This is a genomic window from Pusillimonas sp. SM2304, assembly GCF_031628915.1.
In the GTDB taxonomy this organism is placed as follows: Bacteria; Pseudomonadota; Gammaproteobacteria; order Burkholderiales; family Burkholderiaceae_B; genus Pusillimonas_C.
In genome coordinates this window covers 619,743-638,144 of the sequence record NZ_JAVLUJ010000003.1, presented here as the reverse complement: position 1 = coordinate 638,144, position 18,402 = coordinate 619,743, and the positions used below count along the sequence as shown (strand labels likewise).

The 18,402-nt window shown below is 60.0% G+C and carries 17 protein-coding genes and 1 tRNA gene; 13 read left to right on the top strand and 5 right to left on the bottom strand.

What is annotated here, in order from left to right; genetic code table 11:
* The first annotated feature begins 63 nt into the window (after positions 1-63).
* The 3 genes from RE432_RS17805 to RE432_RS17795 are packed head-to-tail and all read left to right on the top strand — an operon-like array spanning position 64 to position 3,320.
* On the top strand, positions 64-855 hold the full coding sequence (locus RE432_RS17805) for an inositol monophosphatase family protein (RefSeq protein ID WP_310934899.1): 792 nt from the start codon (positions 64-66) through the stop codon (positions 853-855).
* A 21-nt stretch (positions 856-876) separates the two neighbouring features.
* Entirely contained in the window at positions 877-2,439 is a 1,563-nt protein-coding gene (locus tag RE432_RS17800) for a TerC family protein (protein WP_310934898.1), read from the top strand.
* Positions 2,440-2,441: 2 nt separating this feature from the next.
* Complete coding sequence (locus RE432_RS17795) at positions 2,442-3,320, top strand: undecaprenyl-diphosphate phosphatase (RefSeq protein WP_310934897.1); 879 nt, start codon at positions 2,442-2,444, stop codon at positions 3,318-3,320.
* On the opposite strand, the gene RE432_RS17790 is transcribed toward RE432_RS17795, so the two are convergent.
* The 3 genes from RE432_RS17790 to RE432_RS17780 all read right to left on the bottom strand — a co-directional run bounded on the left by RE432_RS17790 (position 3,317) and on the right by RE432_RS17780 (position 5,564).
* Positions 3,317-4,114 carry a UDP-2,3-diacylglucosamine diphosphatase gene (locus tag RE432_RS17790; RefSeq protein ID WP_310934896.1) on the bottom strand — a complete coding sequence of 266 codons (798 nt, stop codon included), beginning with the start codon at positions 4,112-4,114 and terminating at the stop codon, positions 3,317-3,319. The two genes, RE432_RS17795 and RE432_RS17790, sit on opposite strands and share 4 nt — an antisense overlap.
* On the bottom strand, positions 4,107-4,616 hold the full coding sequence (locus RE432_RS17785) for a peptidylprolyl isomerase (protein ID WP_310934895.1): 510 nt from the start codon (positions 4,614-4,616) through the stop codon (positions 4,107-4,109). Before RE432_RS17785 ends, RE432_RS17790 begins: the two co-directional genes overlap by 8 nt.
* Before the next feature lie 174 nt (positions 4,617-4,790).
* Complete coding sequence (locus RE432_RS17780) at positions 4,791-5,564, bottom strand: tetratricopeptide repeat protein (RefSeq protein ID WP_310934894.1); 774 nt, start codon at positions 5,562-5,564, stop codon at positions 4,791-4,793.
* Between the two features lie 160 nt (positions 5,565-5,724).
* On the opposite strand from RE432_RS17780, the gene cysS reads away from it, so the two are divergent.
* The 6 genes from cysS to RE432_RS17750 all read left to right on the top strand — a co-directional run bounded on the left by cysS (position 5,725) and on the right by RE432_RS17750 (position 11,426).
* The gene (gene cysS, locus RE432_RS17775; RefSeq protein ID WP_310934893.1) at positions 5,725-7,173 is read left to right on the top strand and encodes a cysteine--tRNA ligase; all 1,449 of its coding nucleotides are present in this window, start codon (positions 5,725-5,727) and stop codon (positions 7,171-7,173) included.
* Positions 7,174-7,186: 13 nt separating this feature from the next.
* Positions 7,187-7,834, top strand: a complete 648-nt coding sequence (locus RE432_RS17770) for a DNA-3-methyladenine glycosylase 2 family protein (RefSeq protein ID WP_310934892.1) — start codon at positions 7,187-7,189, stop codon at positions 7,832-7,834.
* A gap of 36 nt (positions 7,835-7,870) precedes the next feature.
* Positions 7,871-8,833 (top strand): acetyl-CoA carboxylase carboxyltransferase subunit alpha, encoded by a 963-nt coding sequence (locus tag RE432_RS17765; protein ID WP_310934891.1) that lies wholly within the window; start codon positions 7,871-7,873, stop codon positions 8,831-8,833.
* A gap of 26 nt (positions 8,834-8,859) precedes the next feature.
* Complete coding sequence (gene tilS, locus RE432_RS17760; RefSeq protein ID WP_310934890.1) at positions 8,860-9,888, top strand: tRNA lysidine(34) synthetase TilS; 1,029 nt, start codon at positions 8,860-8,862, stop codon at positions 9,886-9,888.
* 72 nt (positions 9,889-9,960) lie between these two features.
* Positions 9,961-11,226, top strand: a complete 1,266-nt coding sequence (locus RE432_RS17755; protein WP_310934889.1) for an aspartate kinase — start codon at positions 9,961-9,963, stop codon at positions 11,224-11,226.
* Between the two features lie 107 nt (positions 11,227-11,333).
* Positions 11,334-11,426, top strand: a tRNA-Ser gene (locus tag RE432_RS17750).
* A gap of 250 nt (positions 11,427-11,676) precedes the next feature.
* On the opposite strand, the gene RE432_RS17745 is transcribed toward RE432_RS17750, so the two are convergent.
* Complete coding sequence (locus RE432_RS17745; RefSeq protein WP_310934888.1) at positions 11,677-12,162, bottom strand: Lrp/AsnC family transcriptional regulator; 486 nt, start codon at positions 12,160-12,162, stop codon at positions 11,677-11,679.
* A gap of 125 nt (positions 12,163-12,287) precedes the next feature.
* Here RE432_RS17745 and RE432_RS17740 point away from each other — a divergent pair, with 125 nt between their 5' ends.
* Both RE432_RS17740 and RE432_RS17735 read left to right on the top strand, forming a co-directional pair.
* On the top strand, positions 12,288-13,541 hold the full coding sequence (locus RE432_RS17740; protein WP_310934887.1) for a Zn-dependent hydrolase: 1,254 nt from the start codon (positions 12,288-12,290) through the stop codon (positions 13,539-13,541).
* 42 nt (positions 13,542-13,583) lie between these two features.
* The gene (locus tag RE432_RS17735; protein WP_310934886.1) at positions 13,584-14,801 is read left to right on the top strand and encodes a diaminopropionate ammonia-lyase; all 1,218 of its coding nucleotides are present in this window, start codon (positions 13,584-13,586) and stop codon (positions 14,799-14,801) included.
* Positions 14,802-14,895: 94 nt separating this feature from the next.
* On the opposite strand, the gene RE432_RS17730 is transcribed toward RE432_RS17735, so the two are convergent.
* Entirely contained in the window at positions 14,896-15,567 is a 672-nt protein-coding gene (locus RE432_RS17730; RefSeq protein WP_310935215.1) for a metalloregulator ArsR/SmtB family transcription factor, read from the bottom strand.
* A gap of 295 nt (positions 15,568-15,862) precedes the next feature.
* Between RE432_RS17730 and soxC the strand changes: the two genes are divergently transcribed.
* Complete coding sequence (gene soxC / locus RE432_RS17725; RefSeq protein ID WP_310934885.1) at positions 15,863-17,239, top strand: sulfite dehydrogenase; 1,377 nt, start codon at positions 15,863-15,865, stop codon at positions 17,237-17,239.
* Complete coding sequence (locus tag RE432_RS17720) at positions 17,223-18,362, top strand: c-type cytochrome (protein WP_310934884.1); 1,140 nt, start codon at positions 17,223-17,225, stop codon at positions 18,360-18,362. Before soxC ends, RE432_RS17720 begins: the two co-directional genes overlap by 17 nt.
* The last annotated feature ends 40 nt before the right edge of the window (positions 18,363-18,402 follow it).

The following is an 18,402-nucleotide window of genomic DNA, read 5'->3' as shown; positions in this document are numbered from 1 at the left end:
CCTATGCAGCGGATCGAATCCGGCAATGCCAGGCCCAACAATTTTTGTTAAATACGGAATTTTATGCACCCGATGCTCAATACCGCCATCAAGGCGGCACGCCGTGCTGGCACCATCATCAATCGCGCCAGCCTCGACCTGGAACGTCTGCAAGTGGCACGCAAGGGGCCTAAAGATTATGTCACGGAAGTGGACCACGCTGCTGAAGAAGCCATTATCGATATCCTGCGCACCGCTTACCCCGACCATGGCTTCCTGGGCGAAGAATCCGGCACGCATCTGGCGACGGACCAGGGCGATGGGGAGCAGGCGGGGTACCAATGGATCATCGATCCGCTGGACGGCACCACGAATTTCATTCACGGCCTGCCCATCTACGCCATTTCCATTGCCCTGGCGCAGCATGGCCAGGTGACCCAGGCGGTGGTGTACGACCCCTCGCGCAATGAGCTTTTTACCGCCAGCCGTGGCGGCGGCGCCTTCCTGAACGACCGGCGCATACGCGTGTCGGGGCAGTTGCGCTATCACGATGCCTTGCTGGGCGCGCATGTGCCGGGCTCGGCCTCTTCGCCGACGACGGGGGGCCGTTTTGCCGGCATGTTGTCCGAGTGCGCCGCGGCACGCCGGCTGGGCTCGACGGTATTGGACCTGGCCTATGTCGCCGCCGGACGTCTGGATGGCTTCTGCGGCGTCAACCTCAAGCCCTGGGACTTGGCCGCCGGCAGCCTGCTGATCCTGGAAGCGGGCGGGCTGGTTGCCGATTTCGACGGTGAACAAGGCTGGATGAAAAGCGGCAGTGTGCTGGCGGCCACGCCCAAGCTGTTTCCGCAAATGCTGGGCTATCTGCAGGACTAATCTTCCTTTTGGGAGCGTTTGATGGAGTGGATGCTGGACCCGTCTGCATGGGTCGGCCTGCTTACCCTGGTCATCCTGGAAATTGTCCTGGGTATCGACAACCTGATCTTTATTGCCATTCTGGTCGAGAAGCTTCCGCCGGCATTGCGCGACCGGGCCCGGGTCATAGGATTGTCCCTGGCGCTATTGATGAGGCTGGCGCTGCTCTCGGTGATGTCCCGGCTGATCCAGCTCACCGCTCCGTTGTTCTCGGTGGGGCCGCTGGCGTTTTCGGGCAGGGACCTGATTCTGATCGTCGGCGGCTTTTTCCTGCTCTTCAAAGGCACGCTCGAACTGCACGAACGCGTCGAAGGCCGTACGCAGCACGCCTCGGGTTCGCGGCTGCATGCCAGCTTCTGGGTCATTGTGACCCAGATCGTCATCCTGGACGCGGTGTTCTCCATCGATGCCGTCATTACGGCGGTGGGGATGGTCGACCATCTGGCCATCATGATGATGGCGGTGGTGATTGCCATCGGGCTGATGCTGATTGCGTCCAAGCCGCTGACGCGCTTTGTGAACGCCCATCCTACCGTGGTCATTCTTTGCCTGGGCTTTCTGCTGACGATCGGTTTTTCGCTGGTGGCCGAAGGGTTCGGCTTTGCCGTGCCCAAAGGCTATCTGTATGCCGCCATCACCTTTTCGGTCATGATCGAAACGCTGAACCAGGTGGCCCGGCGAAACATGCGCCGGGCCGACGCCAGGCGCCCCTTGCGCGAAAGAACGGCCGAGGGCGTGCTGCGCATGCTGGGCAAGCAGCCCATGGCGGGCCCGGACCAAGAAGAGGCCGCCGCGCCAAGGCAGGTGTTCGAGGATGAAGAGCGCTATATGGTCAGCGGGGTCCTGACGCTGGCCGATCGTTCCATCCATTCCATCATGACGCCGCGCACGGATGTGTCGTGGATCAACCTGGATGACGAGCCGCAGGCCCAGCGCGAACAGATCGCCCAGACGCCCCATAGCTTTTTCCCGGTCTGCCGCGGTTCGCTCGACGAAGTGATCGGCATAGGCCGCGCCAAGGAAATGCTTGCCGACCTGATCGTGCACGGCAACATACGCCTGTCGCAGTTGCGCGATCCCATTATCGTGCACGAGTCGATGGGGATATTGCGGCTGATGGACACCCTGAAGCGTTCTCGCGGCCAGCTTGTCCTGGTGACCGATGAGTTTGGGGCCATCGAAGGCCTGGTGACCCCCATTGATGTATTCGAAGCGATTGCCGGTGAATTTCCCGACGAGGACGAAACCCCGGACATTGTCCAGGAAGGCCCGGATCGCTGGCGCGTGGACGGCGCGGCTGATCTTCATCATTTGGAATTGTTGCTGAATACAGAGGGCCTGGTCGACGATGACGAGGACTATTCGACACTGGCGGGCTACTTGCTTGAGCGGTTCGGGCATTTGCCCGAGCCAGGCGACCGTTGCGAACTGAAACAAGCACACACGACCTTCCGGTTTACCGTATTGCGTCTGGACGCCCGGCGTATTGCGACCGTGCGGATTGAGCGCCTGTATGATCAGGCGGATGATAATCACAATGAGTAACTATGACTGAAAGTACCTGGTTTATGTTGAAGGCCATGTTTTTAGGCCTGGTGGAAGGGCTCACCGAGTTCATCCCCGTTTCGAGTACCGCGCATTTGCTGCTGATTGGGGACTGGATCGATTTTTCGTCCAGCAGCGACAAAGTGTTCGAGGTCGTCATTCAGTTCGGGTCCATACTGGCGGTGATGTGGATATTCCGGGCGCGGTTGTGGCAGTTGATACACGGCACCCTGACGGGGGTGCGCAGCGAGGTCTTGTTTACGCGCAACCTGATCATCGCCTTTCTGCCCGCCGCCGTCATAGGCGCCCTGATGATCAAGTACATCAAGGCCTTGTTTCACAGTCCGGCCGTCTTTGTATTCACCCTGGTGGTGGGCGGGATGATCATGCTGTGGGTCGAGCGCAAGCCTCAGTATGCCAAGAACACCAGCGGCAATCCGCCGCAGGACGCGGGCCTGGACGACAGTGTGGCGTCGCAATTGGCCACCGCGCGCACCCTAGAGGAAATCACCTGGAAGCAGGCGCTGGTGGTGGGCTTTGCACAATGCCTGGCCATGGTGCCGGGCACTTCGCGTTCGGGGGCGACGATCATCAGCGGGATGATGGCCGGCATACAGCGTAAAACCGCCACCGAATTTTCCTTCTTCCTGGCCATGCCGACCATGCTGGCGGCAACGGTTTACGACCTGTATCGCAATATGGGCGCCCTGAACGAAACAGAAATGACCGCCATCGCCGTGGGTTTCGTGGCGGCCTTTCTAAGTGCGCTGGTGGTGGTGCGGGCGGTCCTGCGCTTCGTATCGAAACGAACCTACCGTCCTTTTGCCTGGTATCGCATCGGCTTGGGAACGGTTGTGCTGGCCTGGCTGCTGTTGCGTTAAGCCCCTGCCGCGGCGCCGGCTGGCGCCGCCGGGGCCAGGTGCAGCGCGCAGCCCTGGCTGCTGATTGCCAGCCAGCCGCCGCGTGCCGCGGCGCCGTGGTCGTAGTCCCAGTCGGGCAGCACAATACGCTGGCGCGCAATGCCATTGACCATCAGCGTATGGGTGGCGGGCCGATGGGTGTGGCCGTGCACCAGCGTGGCAATGTCATTGCCGGCAAAAGCTTTTTCAATGGCCGCCGGGCTGACGTCCATGATGTTGGCCGATTTGCCGCGATTGGCGGACATGCTGCGCTGGCGAGCCCAATGGGCGATGCCGCGCCTGAGCCCCAGGCTCAGGGCAAGAAAGACTTTCTGGACGGCGGGGCAGCGCACCACGCGCCGGAAGCGTTGATAGCTTTGGTCCGCCGTGCAATATTCATCGCCGTGCGACAGCAGGACGCGGCCTGCGTCCGTTTCCAGGCAAACCGGATCGGGCAACAGTTGAGCGCCCACATGCCGGGTCAATGATGTTCCGATCAGGAAGTCGCGGTTGCCGCGCCCCAGCCAGAGCGGCATCGTTGCCGATACCTGTTTGAACTTTTCGAGCGTTTCGCTGAGCCAGTCAGGCGGGGCGGCCAAGGCGAAATCATCGCCTATCCAGGCATCGAAAATGTCGCCGCATAAAATCAAGGCATCCGCCTGGACGCATGCCTGATCAAGAAATGCATGGAAGGCACGGGCCGTGGCCGGGGTGTCGGGCCCCAGATGGATATCCGACGCAACCCAGACCGTGCCCGTCAGCGGGAGGTTATTCAACGACCGTCGCTTTCTCGATGATGATGTCTTCGGCGGGCACGTCTTGATGGAAGCCCTTGTTGCCGGTTTTTACCGCTTTGATCTTGTCGACGACCTCGGTGCCTTCGACCACTTTGCCGAATACCGCATAGCCCCAGCCATTGGGCGTGGGCGAGGTAAAGTTCAGGAAGTCGTTGTCGGCGACGTTGATGAAGAACTGCGCTGTGGCGGAGTGCGGGTCGGCCGTGCGGGCCATGGCCAGCGTATAGCGGTCGTTCTTCAGGCCATTGTTGGCTTCGTTTTCAACTGGCGCGTGCGTCTGCTTTTGCTTCATGTTGGCGTCGAAGCCGCCGCCCTGGACCATGAAATTGTTGATCACGCGATGGAAAATGGTGCCGTCGTAAAAACCTTCGTTGACATAAGTCAGGAAGCTTTCGACCGTTTTGGGCGCTTTTTCAGCGTCCAGTTCGATCAGGATATCGCCCTGGCTGGTTTGAAGATTGACGCGTGGATGTGTGCTCATAGACTTACCTTGAGTAGAGTTGGGTGAGGCGGCCTGCGCGACGCTGCCCAGGCACAGGGCGAGCGATGTTGCGCAAGCGAGGCTGAAAACACGTAGCGGTGAGCCAAACGTGCCTGTAAAAAACGAAATTGAACGCATACGGATCCCGTGACGAAATGAACTGGTGAAAAAGGGCTATTGCGACAGGATGGCGCCCGCTTGCGCGGCTTTGGCGCCCGCCTGGCCGGCGCCGAGCCGGGCCGCTTCCTGGAAAGAGCGCTGTGCAAGCATCAGTTGGACCTGGCCCAGGTTTTCCTTGGCGGTGGCGTAATGCGGATTGGCCATGAGCGACATCGTCAGGGCATCGTAGGCCAGGTCGATCTTGCCTTGCTTGACGTATTCAGAGGCCAGGTTGTTCCAGGGTTCCGGCAGTTCGGGGTAGAGCGTGGTCATGTCCCGGTAGCCGGCGATGGCCTCGTTGTTGCGGCCCACCGCGGCGAGCGCCCGGGCATGCAGGAACAGCAACTGGACGTCGGTGCCAACGGTGCCTTGCGCTTCAAGCTGCGCCTGGCGCTTTTCAATGATCTGCAGCGCTTCCTGGTTCTGGCCCTGATCGAGCATGGCGCTGATGCGGGCAGTGATCTGCGACGAGGTCAGGGGAATTTGCGTGTCGATGCTGGGCGTCAGGGCTTCCAGCAGCTTGGCCAGGCCCTTCCAGCCGCCTTCTTCAGGGGCGGGGTCATGAAATAGCTTGTCGTCTTTAGCGGCTTGCTGCAAGCCTGTCGTGTCCACCTGGATGCCGCCTTCGATATCGCTGGCGGCAGGTTGGTCTGGACCCCCGTCCAGCGAGGCGTTAAGATCAACGTGCGGGGCAATGCCGGGCGCCGGAGTTTGCGCCCTGGCCGTTTGCACCGACAGCCCGCCGGCAAGAAGGGCAATCGCTAATACAGGACAAGAAATACGAAACACAGGTTTTGCACCTATATGTGAAGGTTGTGTTGCTGGCGGCTTGCTATACTAATCGACCATCATTTTAGCCTTGCTTGCCGGTTCGCGCCGAGTTTACAGCAAGCGGGGCCGTATTGATCGGGCCCGTAATCGACATTGACCGACAGATATTTATTCGCGCATGCTGCACATTTATAACACTCTTTCCCGCAACAAAGAGCCGCTCAAAACCGTGGAGCCCGGCCTTGTCCGCATGTATGTTTGCGGCATGACCGTCTACGACTTCTGCCACTTGGGCCATGCGCGGATGCTGGTGAGTTTCGATGTGGTGCAGCGCTGGCTCAGGGCCAGCGGCTACCAGGTCAAGTATGTGCGCAATATCACCGATATCGACGACAAGATCATCCGGCGCGCCGTCCAGAACGGGCAGCGGCTCAATCAGGTCACATCCTTTTTCATCGACGCCATGCACGCCGACGAGCGCGCGCTGGGCGTGGCCGCGCCCGACTTCGAGCCCCGCGCCACCGACTACGTGGGCGATATGCTGGGCATTATTAAGCGCCTCGAAGAGAACGGCCTGGCCTACCGGTCCGATGACGGCGACGTCAACTACGCGGTGCGCGGTTTTCCGGGCTACGGCAAGCTGTCGGGCAAGTCGCTGGACGACTTGCGCGCCGGCGAGCGCGTGGCGGTTGCCTCGGGCAAGCGCGATCCCCTTGATTTCGTGCTGTGGAAGGCGGCCAAAAGCGAAGAGCCGGCTGAATCCAAGTGGGAGTCCCCGTACGGCCTGGGCCGGCCGGGCTGGCATATCGAATGCTCGGCCATGAGCCGCGCCTTGCTCGGTTTGCCGCTGGATATCCACGGCGGCGGCCCCGACCTTAAGTTTCCGCATCACGAGAACGAAATCGCCCAGACCGAGGGCGCTTTCGGCGGTTCCCTGGCATCGGTCTGGATACACTGCGGTCCGCTGATGGTCGATGCCGACAAGATGTCGAAGTCTTTGGGCAACTTTCGCACCATACGCGCCACAATCGCCGCCGATGCCGACCCGGCCGACGACCAGGCCAGCTACCGCGCCAATCCGCGCGAGGCCGAAATGCTGCGTTTCTTCATCGTGCGCAACCATTACCGCAGTCCCCAGCACTACGCGCCCGACAATCTGTTCGATGCACAAAGCGCCCTTGACCGCCTGTATCAGACCTTGCACAACGTGACGCCGGAACCGGTCCAGATCGACTGGAACCATCCCTCTGCACAGGCGTTTCGCGCCGCCATGGACGACGACTTCAATTCGTCCGGCGCGGTAGCCGCTTTGTTTGAGCTGTCATCCGAAGCCAACCGCAGCGGCTCGGCTGCCGCATCGGGGCTGATGCGTGCATTGGGCGGTATTCTGGGGCTGTTGCAGTCCGACCCGGCCACCTACCTGCAATCGCCCACGCGCTACCTGCGCAGCGGCGGCGTCCAGACCGCCTGGACGAACGATCAGATCGATGCCTTGATCAGCGCGCGCGCAGCCGCCAAGGCGGCGCGCGACTTTGCCGAGGCCGACCGCATACGCAAGGAGCTTCAAGAGGGGGGCGTCGAGCTCGAAGACAAAGCCGGTGGTGTCACACAATGGCGCCGGGCCTGAAGGGGACAAGCCTATGTCTACGAGCTCAGCCGCAACCCACGCAAAGCCGGAATACTGGGATCAGGCGTCGTCCGAACTGATCGCGCGCGACCGTATCCTGAAGAAGCTGATTCCGCAGCACAAGACCGAATGGCTGGCGCCTTCGGCCACGCCCTTTGTCACACTGGCGCGGGCCGTGGTGGGCCACCAGATTTCCGTCAAGTCCGCCGACGCCATGTGGCGCCGGTTTACCGACGCCTGCGGGCGCAATCCCACCCCGCGCTGCATCATCAATCTGGCCGAAACCGATATTCAGCTCTCGGGCTTGTCCAAGCGCAAGGCCGAATACATTCTTGACCTGGCCGTGCATTTCGCCGAAAAGAAGATCAAGCCTTCCGCCTGGCGCTCGATGGACGACGAGGCCGTCATTGCCGATTTATGCGCCATCCGGGGCATTGGCCGCTGGACGGCCGAGATGTTCCTTATTTTCAATCTGCAGAGGCCCGACGTCCTTCCGCTGGACGATGCGAGTCTGCTGAAGGCAATTTCGTTACACTACTTTAGCGGCGAGCCCGTTTCGCGCTTCGAGGCCAGGGAAGTCGCCCAGGCCTGGGCCCCCTGGCGCACGGTGGCGACCTGGTATTTGTGGCGTAGCCTTGATCCGGCTTCTGTGCAGTACTAAACACAGTGAATGCTCTCATCTGGAAACCAAGCTCTTATGCGTAATACCTTCCTGGAATTTGAACAGCCTCTTGCCGAACTCGAGAACAAGATCGAGGAGTTGCGCTTTGTGCAAACCGATTCTGCCGTCGATATCTCGGAAGAAGTCGGGCGTTTGCAGCAAAAGAACCAGGCGCTGGCCAAAAGCATTTATGCCAAGCTTACGCCCTGGCAGACCGCCTTGGTGGCGCGTCATCCGCAGCGGCCTTACACGCTGGACTACGTGCGCGAAATATTCACCGACTTCCACGAGCTGCACGGCGACCGCATGTATGCCGACGATCTGTCCATTGTCGGCGGCCTGGCGCGCTTCAACGGCACCCCCTGCATGGTGATCGGGCACCAGAAAGGGCGCGATACCAAAGAGCGCGCCATGCGCAACTTTGGCATGCCGCGTCCCGAAGGCTATCGCAAAGCCTTGCGGCTCATGCGACTGGCTGAAAAGTTCCGCATGCCGGTCTTCACCTTCGTGGACACCCCCGGCGCCTACCCGGGGATCGGCGCGGAAGAGCGCGGCCAGTCGGAAGCCATCGGCCACAATCTGTATGCCATGGCCGAGCTCAAGGTGCCGATTATTTCCACCATCATCGGCGAAGGCGGTTCGGGCGGAGCCCTGGCCATTGCCGTGGGCGACGTCGTCATGATGCTGCAGTACTCGACCTACGCCGTGATTTCCCCCGAAGGCTGCGCCTCGATTCTCTGGCGTAGCGCCGATAAGGCCCCTGTGGCGGCCGAAGCGCTGGCCATTACGGCGCCGCGCCTGAAAGAGTTGGGCCTGATCGACCGTATCGTCAACGAGCCGGTGGGCGGCGCCCATCGCGATCCCGTCGTAATGGCGCGCCAGCTCAGCCGCGCCCTGTCCGACTCTTTGCGCCAGGTTGCGGGCATGTCCTCTAACCAATTGATCGAGCATAGGCTACAGCGCCTGATGTCTTACGGCCGCTTCCAGGAAGCGCGCTAGGGCATCGGCCCCGCCGGCGCAGGCCTATGTTACCCGCGACGTTCTGGCAGGATTTCGGTAGCGGGCCGTTGTTGCAGGCGATAGACAAGGCGGTCGCCGCCTTGCCGGGCATGCCGCGCCGTCTTGGCGTCGGGCTGAGCGGCGGCGCCGATTCCGCCATGCTGGCCGTGCATGCCGCCCTGTTTGCCCGCCGCGCCGGCGTTGAACTGCATTGCATGCATGTGCACCATGGCCTGCAGGCGCCGGCCGACGGCTGGCAGGCGCATGTGCACGACCTGGCCCAAATGCTCCGCCTGCCTTGCCATACCCGCTACGCCAGCGTAGACGCGTCGGGCGGCGACGGCATCGAATCGGCCGCGCGCGATGCGCGTTATGCGGCCTTGCGCGATCTTGCCGGGTTGGCGGGGCTAGAGCATGTGCTGCTGGCCCATCATCGCAACGATCAGGCCGAAACCGTTATGCTGCGCCTGCTTAGGGGGGCGGGCCCCACGGGCCTGGCCGCCATGGCGCCCAGCATGCAGCGCCAGGGCTTGATCTATCTGCGCCCCTGGCTGGACATCGATCGCGCCCTGATCTTGCAGCAGGCGCAGGCCTTCGCGGACATCAGCGGCTGGACGCCCGTGCACGATCCGAGCAATGCTGATGACCAATACACCCGGGCCGCCGTGCGCGAGCGCCTGGTACCCGAACTGAACGAACGCTGGCCGGGCTGGCAGGGCAGCCTGGTACGCCATGCGCGCCAGAGCGCCGAACTGCGCGAAGTGCTGGACGAGGTCGCCGCACAGGATTTCGCCCACCTGGCCCCATCGCCCGATGCGCGCAGCTTTTCGCTGGCCGCCTGGCGCGGGCTTTCCCCTGCGCGCCAGGCGCTGGTCTTGCGGCACTGGCTGACGCGGCAAGGACTGCGCACGCCCACCGATGCCCGTTTGCAAGACCTGATGCGCCAGTTGCGGGGGCTGCATGCGCTGGGGCATGACAGGCAGATGCAGGTCAAGCATGGCCAGGCATGGATACGCTGCGTCAAAGGCCGGGTCTGCGTGGACATACCCCACTAGGGAATGTCCTCATTGTGGAAAAACGGTAGAATAGTCCGTTTTGTCCGTCGTCCTTTTAAACCAGAGAAGAAGATGTCCCTGATTGTTCACAAATACGGTGGCACGTCCATGGGCTCGGTCGAGCGCATCCAGAACGTGGCGCGGCGCGTAGCGAAATGGCATGCCGCCGGCCACCAGGTGGTCGTCGTGCCGTCGGCCATGTCCGGCGAAACCAACCGCTTGCTGGGGTTGGCAAAAGAAATCTCGCCCCAGCCCGACACCCGCGAACTCGATATGCTGGCCGCCACAGGCGAACAGGCCAGCAGCGCCTTGCTGGCCATGGCGCTGCTGTCGCAGGGTGTTGCCGCCCGCAGCTTTACCGGATGGCAAGTGCCGGTACGCACCGACGCTTCGTACACCAAGGCGCGTATCCGGTCCATCGACGATGCCCGCATACAGGCCGAACTCGATTCCGGGCGGGTCGTCATTGTGACCGGCTTCCAAGGCATTGACGACGATGGCAATATCACCACTTTAGGCCGCGGGGGCTCCGATACCTCTGCCGTGGCGGTTGCCGCGGCGCTCAAAGCCGACGAATGCCTGATCTTCACCGATGTCGACGGTGTTTACACCACTGACCCCCGCGTCGTGCCCGAGGCGCGCCGCATGAATGTCGTTTCCTTCGAAGAAATGCTGGAAATGGCGTCGCTGGGTTCCAAAGTGCTGCAAATACGTTCGGTGGAGTTCGCCGGCAAGTATCAAGTGCCCGTGCGTGTCCTGTCCTCGCTGACGGACCCCCTGATACCGCTCGAAGAGGAAATGGCTTCGGGCACCCTTATTACTTTCGAGGAAGATCAAAAAATGGAAGCAGCCGTTGTTTCAGGCATTGCCTTTAGCCGCGATGAAGCCAAAGTCACGTTGCTGGCCGTACCCGATACCCCGGGCGTGGCCTACTCGATTCTTGGCCCTGTTGCCGCCGCCAATATCGACGTCGACATGATCCTGCAGAATCAATCCGTTGCCGGCACCACCGACTTTTCCTTCACCGTGAATCGCAACGACTTCGCCCGCACCCTGGAACTGCTGAAGAACCAGATCGGTCCCGCCGTGGGCGCAAAGGAAATTGCTTCCGACGACAAGGTGTGCAAGGTTTCCATCGTGGGCATAGGCATGCGCAGCCACGTAGGGGTTGCCAGCCTGATGTTCCGCACCCTGTCGGAAGAGGGCATCAACATTCAAATGATCAGCACCAGCGAAATCAAGACCTCGGTCATCATCAACGACAAGTACATGGAACTGGCAGTGCGCGCGCTGCACAAGGCCTTTGAGCTGGATCAGGATAAAACCAACGAGGCCTGATCGACTGTTTTCGGCTGGTATTTAGCCGCTGAAGATAGGTTCCCGGCCGGATTTTTGCGGGTTGGCCGTTGAGCATCTTTTATCGTGCTAGAATAGCGGCCTGTTTCGGAGACGTGGCCGAGAGGTTGAAGGTACTCCCCTGCTAAGGGAGCATACGGCTTATACCCGTATCGAGGGTTCGAATCCCTCCGTCTCCGCCAGTAGCTATGGCAAAAAGCCCTGTTTTTACAGGGCTTTTTTCTTGCCAGGATCGATCTGGTGCGGATTTGGTGCGGAATTCGACTTGATCGCGCATTCAATTCGACTTCGCAGGACCACTATTTTCGTGCGCTCCTTGTCTTTCCCAAGACACGCGCCCGGCGCCATCAATCAACAAGGAAGGTACATTACGGACCTAACCCGCGCCATCATCACAGCCGCCCTAGTAGGCATCGGGGCGCGTAGAGCATGTTAGGTTGCCTTGTCGGATTCATCGATAGGAACACTCATTCCTGTTTTAATCTGGTCCATGACAACAAGCGTCTTGAATGCTTTTACGTTGTTGTTGCCATGGAAAAGACATCGCGTTAATGCGATGTACTGTTCCATGTCGCGCACCAAAAAAATCAGCACGAAGTCACATTCACCCGCTACGTAATAGCATTGCTGAATCTGTGGGCATGCCTCAAACGATCTACGCATCTCATCTAGCAGGTCAGCACGTTCGCTTTCCATCTTGACCTCGACAACAATGGTCAGATCGTAGCCGACGGCCTTAGGGTTAATGCAGGCGGTGTAATGCTTGATAACGCCGTCTTTCGCCAGCAACCTGAGCCTGCGGTTTACGGCCGCCGTAGAAAGGTTCGCACGCGCTCCCAATTCGCTCTGGGGCAGGCGAGCGTCTTCCTGGATCGCGGCAAGCAGTAATCGGTCATAACTATCGAGCTTGGAAGGCATATAACAGACAGTACAGGGACGGGCGCTAAATTAATAAAAAATTCAATTATGGCCGCCGATTTTAAGCAAAAAATCAACGAGATAGGAAATAAAATTGCGTCATCGTGACTGGTTTTGGAAACTGAATGCCTACGAAAGCTGTTTCGCTGGATGGTCAGCACCTGCTTGCACAAATCCACGCCCTAGCTGCGGTGGGGGCCGATGCCGAAGCGGGCGGACGTACCCGCATTGCTCTCACCGACGCCGAGAAAGACGGCCGCGACTTGGTGGTGCAGTGGATGCGGGAACTGCGGCTCGATGTGCGCGTTGACCGCATCGGCAACATCTTTGGCATCTTGCAGGCCGCTACCGACGAAGGCAATCAGCGACCGCTGATGATCGGCTCTCACATCGACACGGTGCGCAACGCCGGCGCTCTGGATGGGTGCTACGGCGTATTGGCCGGCTTAGCCATCGTCCGTGCATACCGCAAGGCCCGAGCGCAGCCTATGCGGGCAATCATCATCGCAGCGTTCACGAACGAGGAGGGCGTACGCTATCAACCGGACATGATGGGCTCCCTGGTGTATGCCGGCGGTCTCGCGGTGGACGAGGCGCTTGCTACCATTGGCACCGATGGCACACGCCTGGGCGACGAGCTGGAGCGCATCGGCTATGCCGGCCTCCTGGAGCCTGGTTCCATGGTGCCGCACGAGTACCTGGAGCTGCACATCGAACAGGGCCCGGTACTGGAGGCCGAAGACCGGTTGATCGGTGTCGTCGAAAACCTGCAGGGGATATCGTGGCAGAAAATCACAGTGCACGGCACGGCAAACCACGCAGGAACAACGCCTACGAGACTGCGTCATGACGCGGGCTATGTGGCCGCCGCCATCGTTGCCTTCCTGCGCGAACAAGTGGTGGGGGCGGCCCCCGAGACCACATTGGCTACCACGGGTTCGCTACACCTGGAGCCGGACGTGGTCAATGTCATTCCACGCAAAGCGACATTCACGGTGGACCTGCGCGATCCGGACGAGAGCCGTCTGCAAATAGCCGAAAAGCGGTTGGCCGATTTTCTTGTGGAAATCGCCCGGCGCGAAGGCGTAACGATCGAGACCGAGCAACTGGTGCGCTTCGAACCCGTCGTGTTTGATGCGGGCCTGGCCGATGAAATCGAGGCGTCGGCGCAGCGTTTGGGCTTATCGCATCTGCGCATGACCTCAGGCGCTGGCCATGACGCGCAGATGATCGCGCGCATCGCGCGGGCGGCGATGATTTTCGTGCCCAGCCGCGGCGGCGTCAGCCACAATCCGCGTGAGCATACCGACGACGAGCAGCTTATCCACGGCGCGCGGGTGCTGTTGGACGTGGTTCAGCGACGCTTGGCCGTTGCGTAACTAAATTCCTTCTTACCCCGTTCTTTGGAGAAAATCATCCACATGTTGATCGCTAATCCTCGCGCCACGCGCGCTTCTTACCCCGCCGAACTCCGTACGATCATGAGCACCGAGCGTGCGCAGGAAAGCCGCCGCTGGCTCAGTGCCTGGAGCGGCATCGCCAGCGAGGCAACTCCCCTTTACGATCTGCCTGATATCGCGAAGAGGCTAAGCGTGGCCCGCTTCAGCGTCAAGGACGAATCGGTTCGCTCCCCGCTTGGCAGCTTCAAGGCGCTGGGAGCGCCTATCGCCCTTGTGCGCCAAATCCTGCGCCTGCACCCCGACTTCGATCCGGCCGCCATTCTCAAGGGCCGCTACGCGGAACAGCTCAAGCGCTACACCGTGATCAGCGCCACCGACGGCAATCATGGCCGAGGCTTAGCCGCCGCTGCCCGTGACGCAGGCTGCCGCTGCGTCATCGTGTTGCACGCCAATGTGAGCATGGAGCGCGAAGAGGCCATCGCGGGGCTGGGAGCACAAATTGTGCGTATCAAGGGCAACTACGATGCCTCGGTTGAGGAGGCCGCGCGCCTGGCTGAGGCCAGCGGCTGGCAGGTTATCTCCGATACATCTTATGAAGGCTACGAAGAGATCCCGCGTGACGTAATGCAGGGCTATGGAGTCATTGCGGCCGAAATCATCGATCAAACCAGAGCTCAACCGAACGAAGCCGGCGGCTTTACGCATGTATTGCTCCAAGGCGGTGTCGGCGGCATGGCCGCAGGCCTGATCAGCTTCCTTTGGGAGCACCACGGTGCACACCGGCCGCATTTCATCGTGGTCGAGCCTGTTCAGGCGGATTGCCTGCTGCAAAGTGCTATGCAAGGCCATGCCGCCAGAGCTACCGGCTCGGTCGATTCAGTGATGGCGGGACTGGCCTGCGGCGAAGCATCGCCACTCGCTTGGAGATTCCTGGCCACCAGTGTGGATCACTTTATGACCATCGAAGACGAGCAGGCCATCGAGGCAATGCGCTCCCTGGCTAAAGGTAGTGAAAAAGACATTCCCATCGTTGCAGGCGAATCCGGCACCGCCGGGTTAGCGGCACTTGAGATTCTGCGTGGCGATACCGGCCTGTCGATGCAAGTGAAGCTTGATTCGCGGTCCCGCGTGCTCATCGTGAATACCGAAGGCGCAACAGCGCCGCAGGTTTACGAGCAACTGATTGGGGAGTCGGCCGAAGCGGTAGCGGCTAGGCAAGCTGCATGGCTCGCCCGCTGAAATGAGCAGCCCGAAATTGGATGCGAGTTTTATAGCGCCATCCATCAGTTCGGTACTGGGCTGCGTATCGCTCAGCCCCCGTATGGTTCTTACGTCAGGCGGCGGCGGTTTCGATCTTGTATCCTGCGGCTTTCCATCCTGGAAAGCCTTTTTTCAACCGACGGGCGCGAAAGCCCTTGGACTGAAGCAGGGAAACGGCTTCTTTCGATAGCACGCAGTGTGGGCCACGGCAATAGGCAACGATTTCCCGGTTCATAGACAACCTGGAAAGATGTTTCTCGAGTTGATCCAGCGGTATGTTCAGGGCGCCAGGCAGATGGCCATCGGCATACTCATGCTCGGGCCGGACGTCGACCAACGTAACAGCGCCATCTTGAAGACGAGCAAACAATTCCTCTTGTGTGACGGGTTCCAGCGCCCCTCGATTAGAAAAATAATCCTGCATCAATTGCTGGGCTTCAGCCAGATTACGCTCACCAACGCAGCGTAACGCTTTCAACAGCGCGGACACTTCATTGTGGCCATCCAGGCTGTACAGGACATACTTGCCTTGCCGCTCAGGGGCGACCAGGCGTGCGCGGCGTAGTATCTGCAGATGGCGGGAGGTGTTGGCAGCAGTCAATCCGCTAACTTGGGCAAGTTCTTCAACGTTATGCTGGGCTTGCGCCAAGCATTCAAGCAGCTCAAGCCGGTGAGGGTGCCCAATGGCCTGCGCGAGCTCGGCCAGTTTTGAAAAAATGGTCTCTTTGGGCCTTGATTGCGACACGTATGCTCCTAAGCCAGTGTGGGTTGCCCCGTTCAACTGATTAAATTTTTGAAGAGTTTCTTCTAGCATGGCTCGGCTGTTTATGCAATGGCATCGCGCTGACTCGCTTTCAGATACTGGCGAATAGGCTGACTGACGTTGCTAATCCCGTCTGCGTTGCGGTGGAACGCAATGATTGGATATAAAAATTTTCTGCCTTCTTGATATTTGTCAAGAAAAAAATGCCAGTAATTACCCTTGTTTATGGCTTTTGGTTATTAGCATATATTAATAAAAAATATGCCAAAACAGGAGAATGATTGTGTGTCGTGGTAGGGAGCAGCGCTCAGTACCTGTCGGTCGACTGAGAAAGGCGCCGGAAAATTTCGTGCCGCCTACACTGGTGAACGAGGTCAGCGCCCAGGGCATGAGCGAGGAGCGGCGGGGTTTTCTGAAGCGGAGCTTTCTGGCCGCAGCGGCGACTTTGGCGGCAGGTCCGGCGCTAGCGGGACCGAGCCGGCAGGTTGCTGGAGACCCGATGATTCTTGAGCCGCGGCCCTGGAGCACTTCATTGGGCAATCCGGTGGCATCCAAGCCATATGGCCTGCCTTCGCACTTCGAATCCAATTTGCAACGCCGGCAGTCGCCCGGGTTGACACAAACCACCCAGGCGTCGGTGGCCTTTGCGCCGCTACAGGGCTTCTTCGGCATCATCACGCCGTCGGGCCTGCATTTCGAACGTCATCATCAAGGTTGGGTCGATGTAGACCCTGAGCAGCATCGGCTCATGGTCAACGGCATGGTCAAAGCAGCCAAAGTCTATACGATGGATGACTTGATGCGCCTGCCGTCGGTGTCGCGTATTCACTTTATCGAATGCGGGGCCAATACAGGAATGGAATGGGGCAATGCCGCAGTGCCGACGGTCCAATATACACATGGCATGCTGTCCTGTTGCGAGTATACGGGTGTGCCGCTTAAAGTGCTGCTGGACGACTGTGGCGCAGATTTCAAGAATGCGCGGTTTGTGCTGGCCGAAGGCAATGACGGGTCGAGCATGACACGCACTATTTCCATGGATGCGGCGCTCGACGACGTGCTGGTGGCCTGGGGGATGAATGGCGAAATGCTGCGCCCCGAAAACGGCTATCCATTGCGCCTGGTCGTGCCGGGTGTTCAGGGTGTGTCGTGGGTAAAGTGGCTGCGCCGCATTGAAGTCGGGGACAAGCCCTGGAATGCCAAGGACGAAGCCGTCCACTACATCGACATGATGCCCGATGGCATGCACCGTCAATACACGTCCATACAGGAATGCAAATCGGTAATCACCTCTCCCTCGGGCGGCCAAGTCTTGCTGGGAAAGGGGTACTACAACGTGAGCGGTCTGGCATGGTCCGGACGAGGAAAGATCAAACAGGTTGATGTGTCGTTCGACGGCGGTAAAAGCTGGAAGACGGCTCGTCTGGAAACGCCGGTGCTGGACAAATGCCTGACACGGTTCAACATTGATTGGGTCTGGGATGGCTCGCCGGTTATTTTGCAAAGCCGCGCCGTGGACAGCACCGGCTTTGTTCAGCCGCGCTATCGCCAACTGCGGGAAGTGCGCGGGACGCGATCCACTTATCACAACAATGCCATCCAGTCTTGGCAAATCGGGCAAAGCGGGGAGGTTTTTAATGTTCAGATGGACTAGGCGCGCCTTGGTGTCATGCGCGCTGGGCGCTGTGTTTTGTACCCCCGCTTTCGCTGGTGACGTCGTTAAAACACAATACAACATCGGCCGGCCCGCGACCGAAGCGGAAATCAACGCTTGGGATATCGATGTGCGGCCCGATTTCAAGGGCCTGCCCAAAGGAAGCGGCACGGTCGATCAAGGAGCGGATATCTGGGATTCGACCTGTGCCTCCTGTCATGGCTCTTTTGGCGAAAGCAATTCGGTGTTCACGCCGCTGGTGGGCGGCACCACGGCAGACGATAGCGAGTCGGGTCATGTGGCCGGATTGATAGCCGGCGGGCAGCCTTCGCGCACCACCTTGATGAAAGTGGCCACGGTCTCCACGCTATGGGACTACATACATCGGGCCATGCCTTGGGACAATCCCAAGTCGCTCGAGCCGGACGAGGTCTATGGTGTGTTGGCCTATCTGCTTAATCTGGCGGAAATCGTCCCGGCGGATTTCACGCTGTCTGACGAAAATATTGCGCAAGTGCAAGAAAAAATGCCCAATCGCCATGGCATGAAGTTCTGGGACGGGCTCTGGAAAGTTGATGGCAAGCCCGATACCAATAATGTTGCCTGCATGAGCGACTGTCCCGCCGCCGACGAGCCTTCGTCGCTGCTGCCGCCGCATGCGCGCGATGCGCACGGCGATTTGGCAGCGCAAATGCGTGTTGTCGGTCCGGTGCGGGGCGTCAATACACATGAGCCAGCATTGTCCGGAACGGTGGACGAGAACGAAGAAGGGGTGCGCGCGCACGCCCGCAGTACCTTGGCGGTGGAACAGGCTTCGGCTGCCGAAGGTCAGGACGCAGGCGCCGCTGGTTCGACTGATGAATCGGCCCAAAAGGTCATGGCGCTGTTGAAAGACGCCGGTTGCATGGCCTGCCATGCCACGGACAAGAAAGTGCTGGGCCCTTCATTTGCGGACATTGCCGCGAAATATAAAGGTCAGGACGGCGCCGTCGAAAAGCTGGCCGGCAAGGTGCAAAAGGGCGGGGCCGGAGCATGGGGCGCCGTGCCCATGCCGCCGCACCCGGCATTGCCCGATGATGACGCCAAGTCCATGATCGAGTTGATCTTGGCAACCGGTCAGTAAACACATACTTTAAGACACACTTCCGATTAGACAAAGAGGA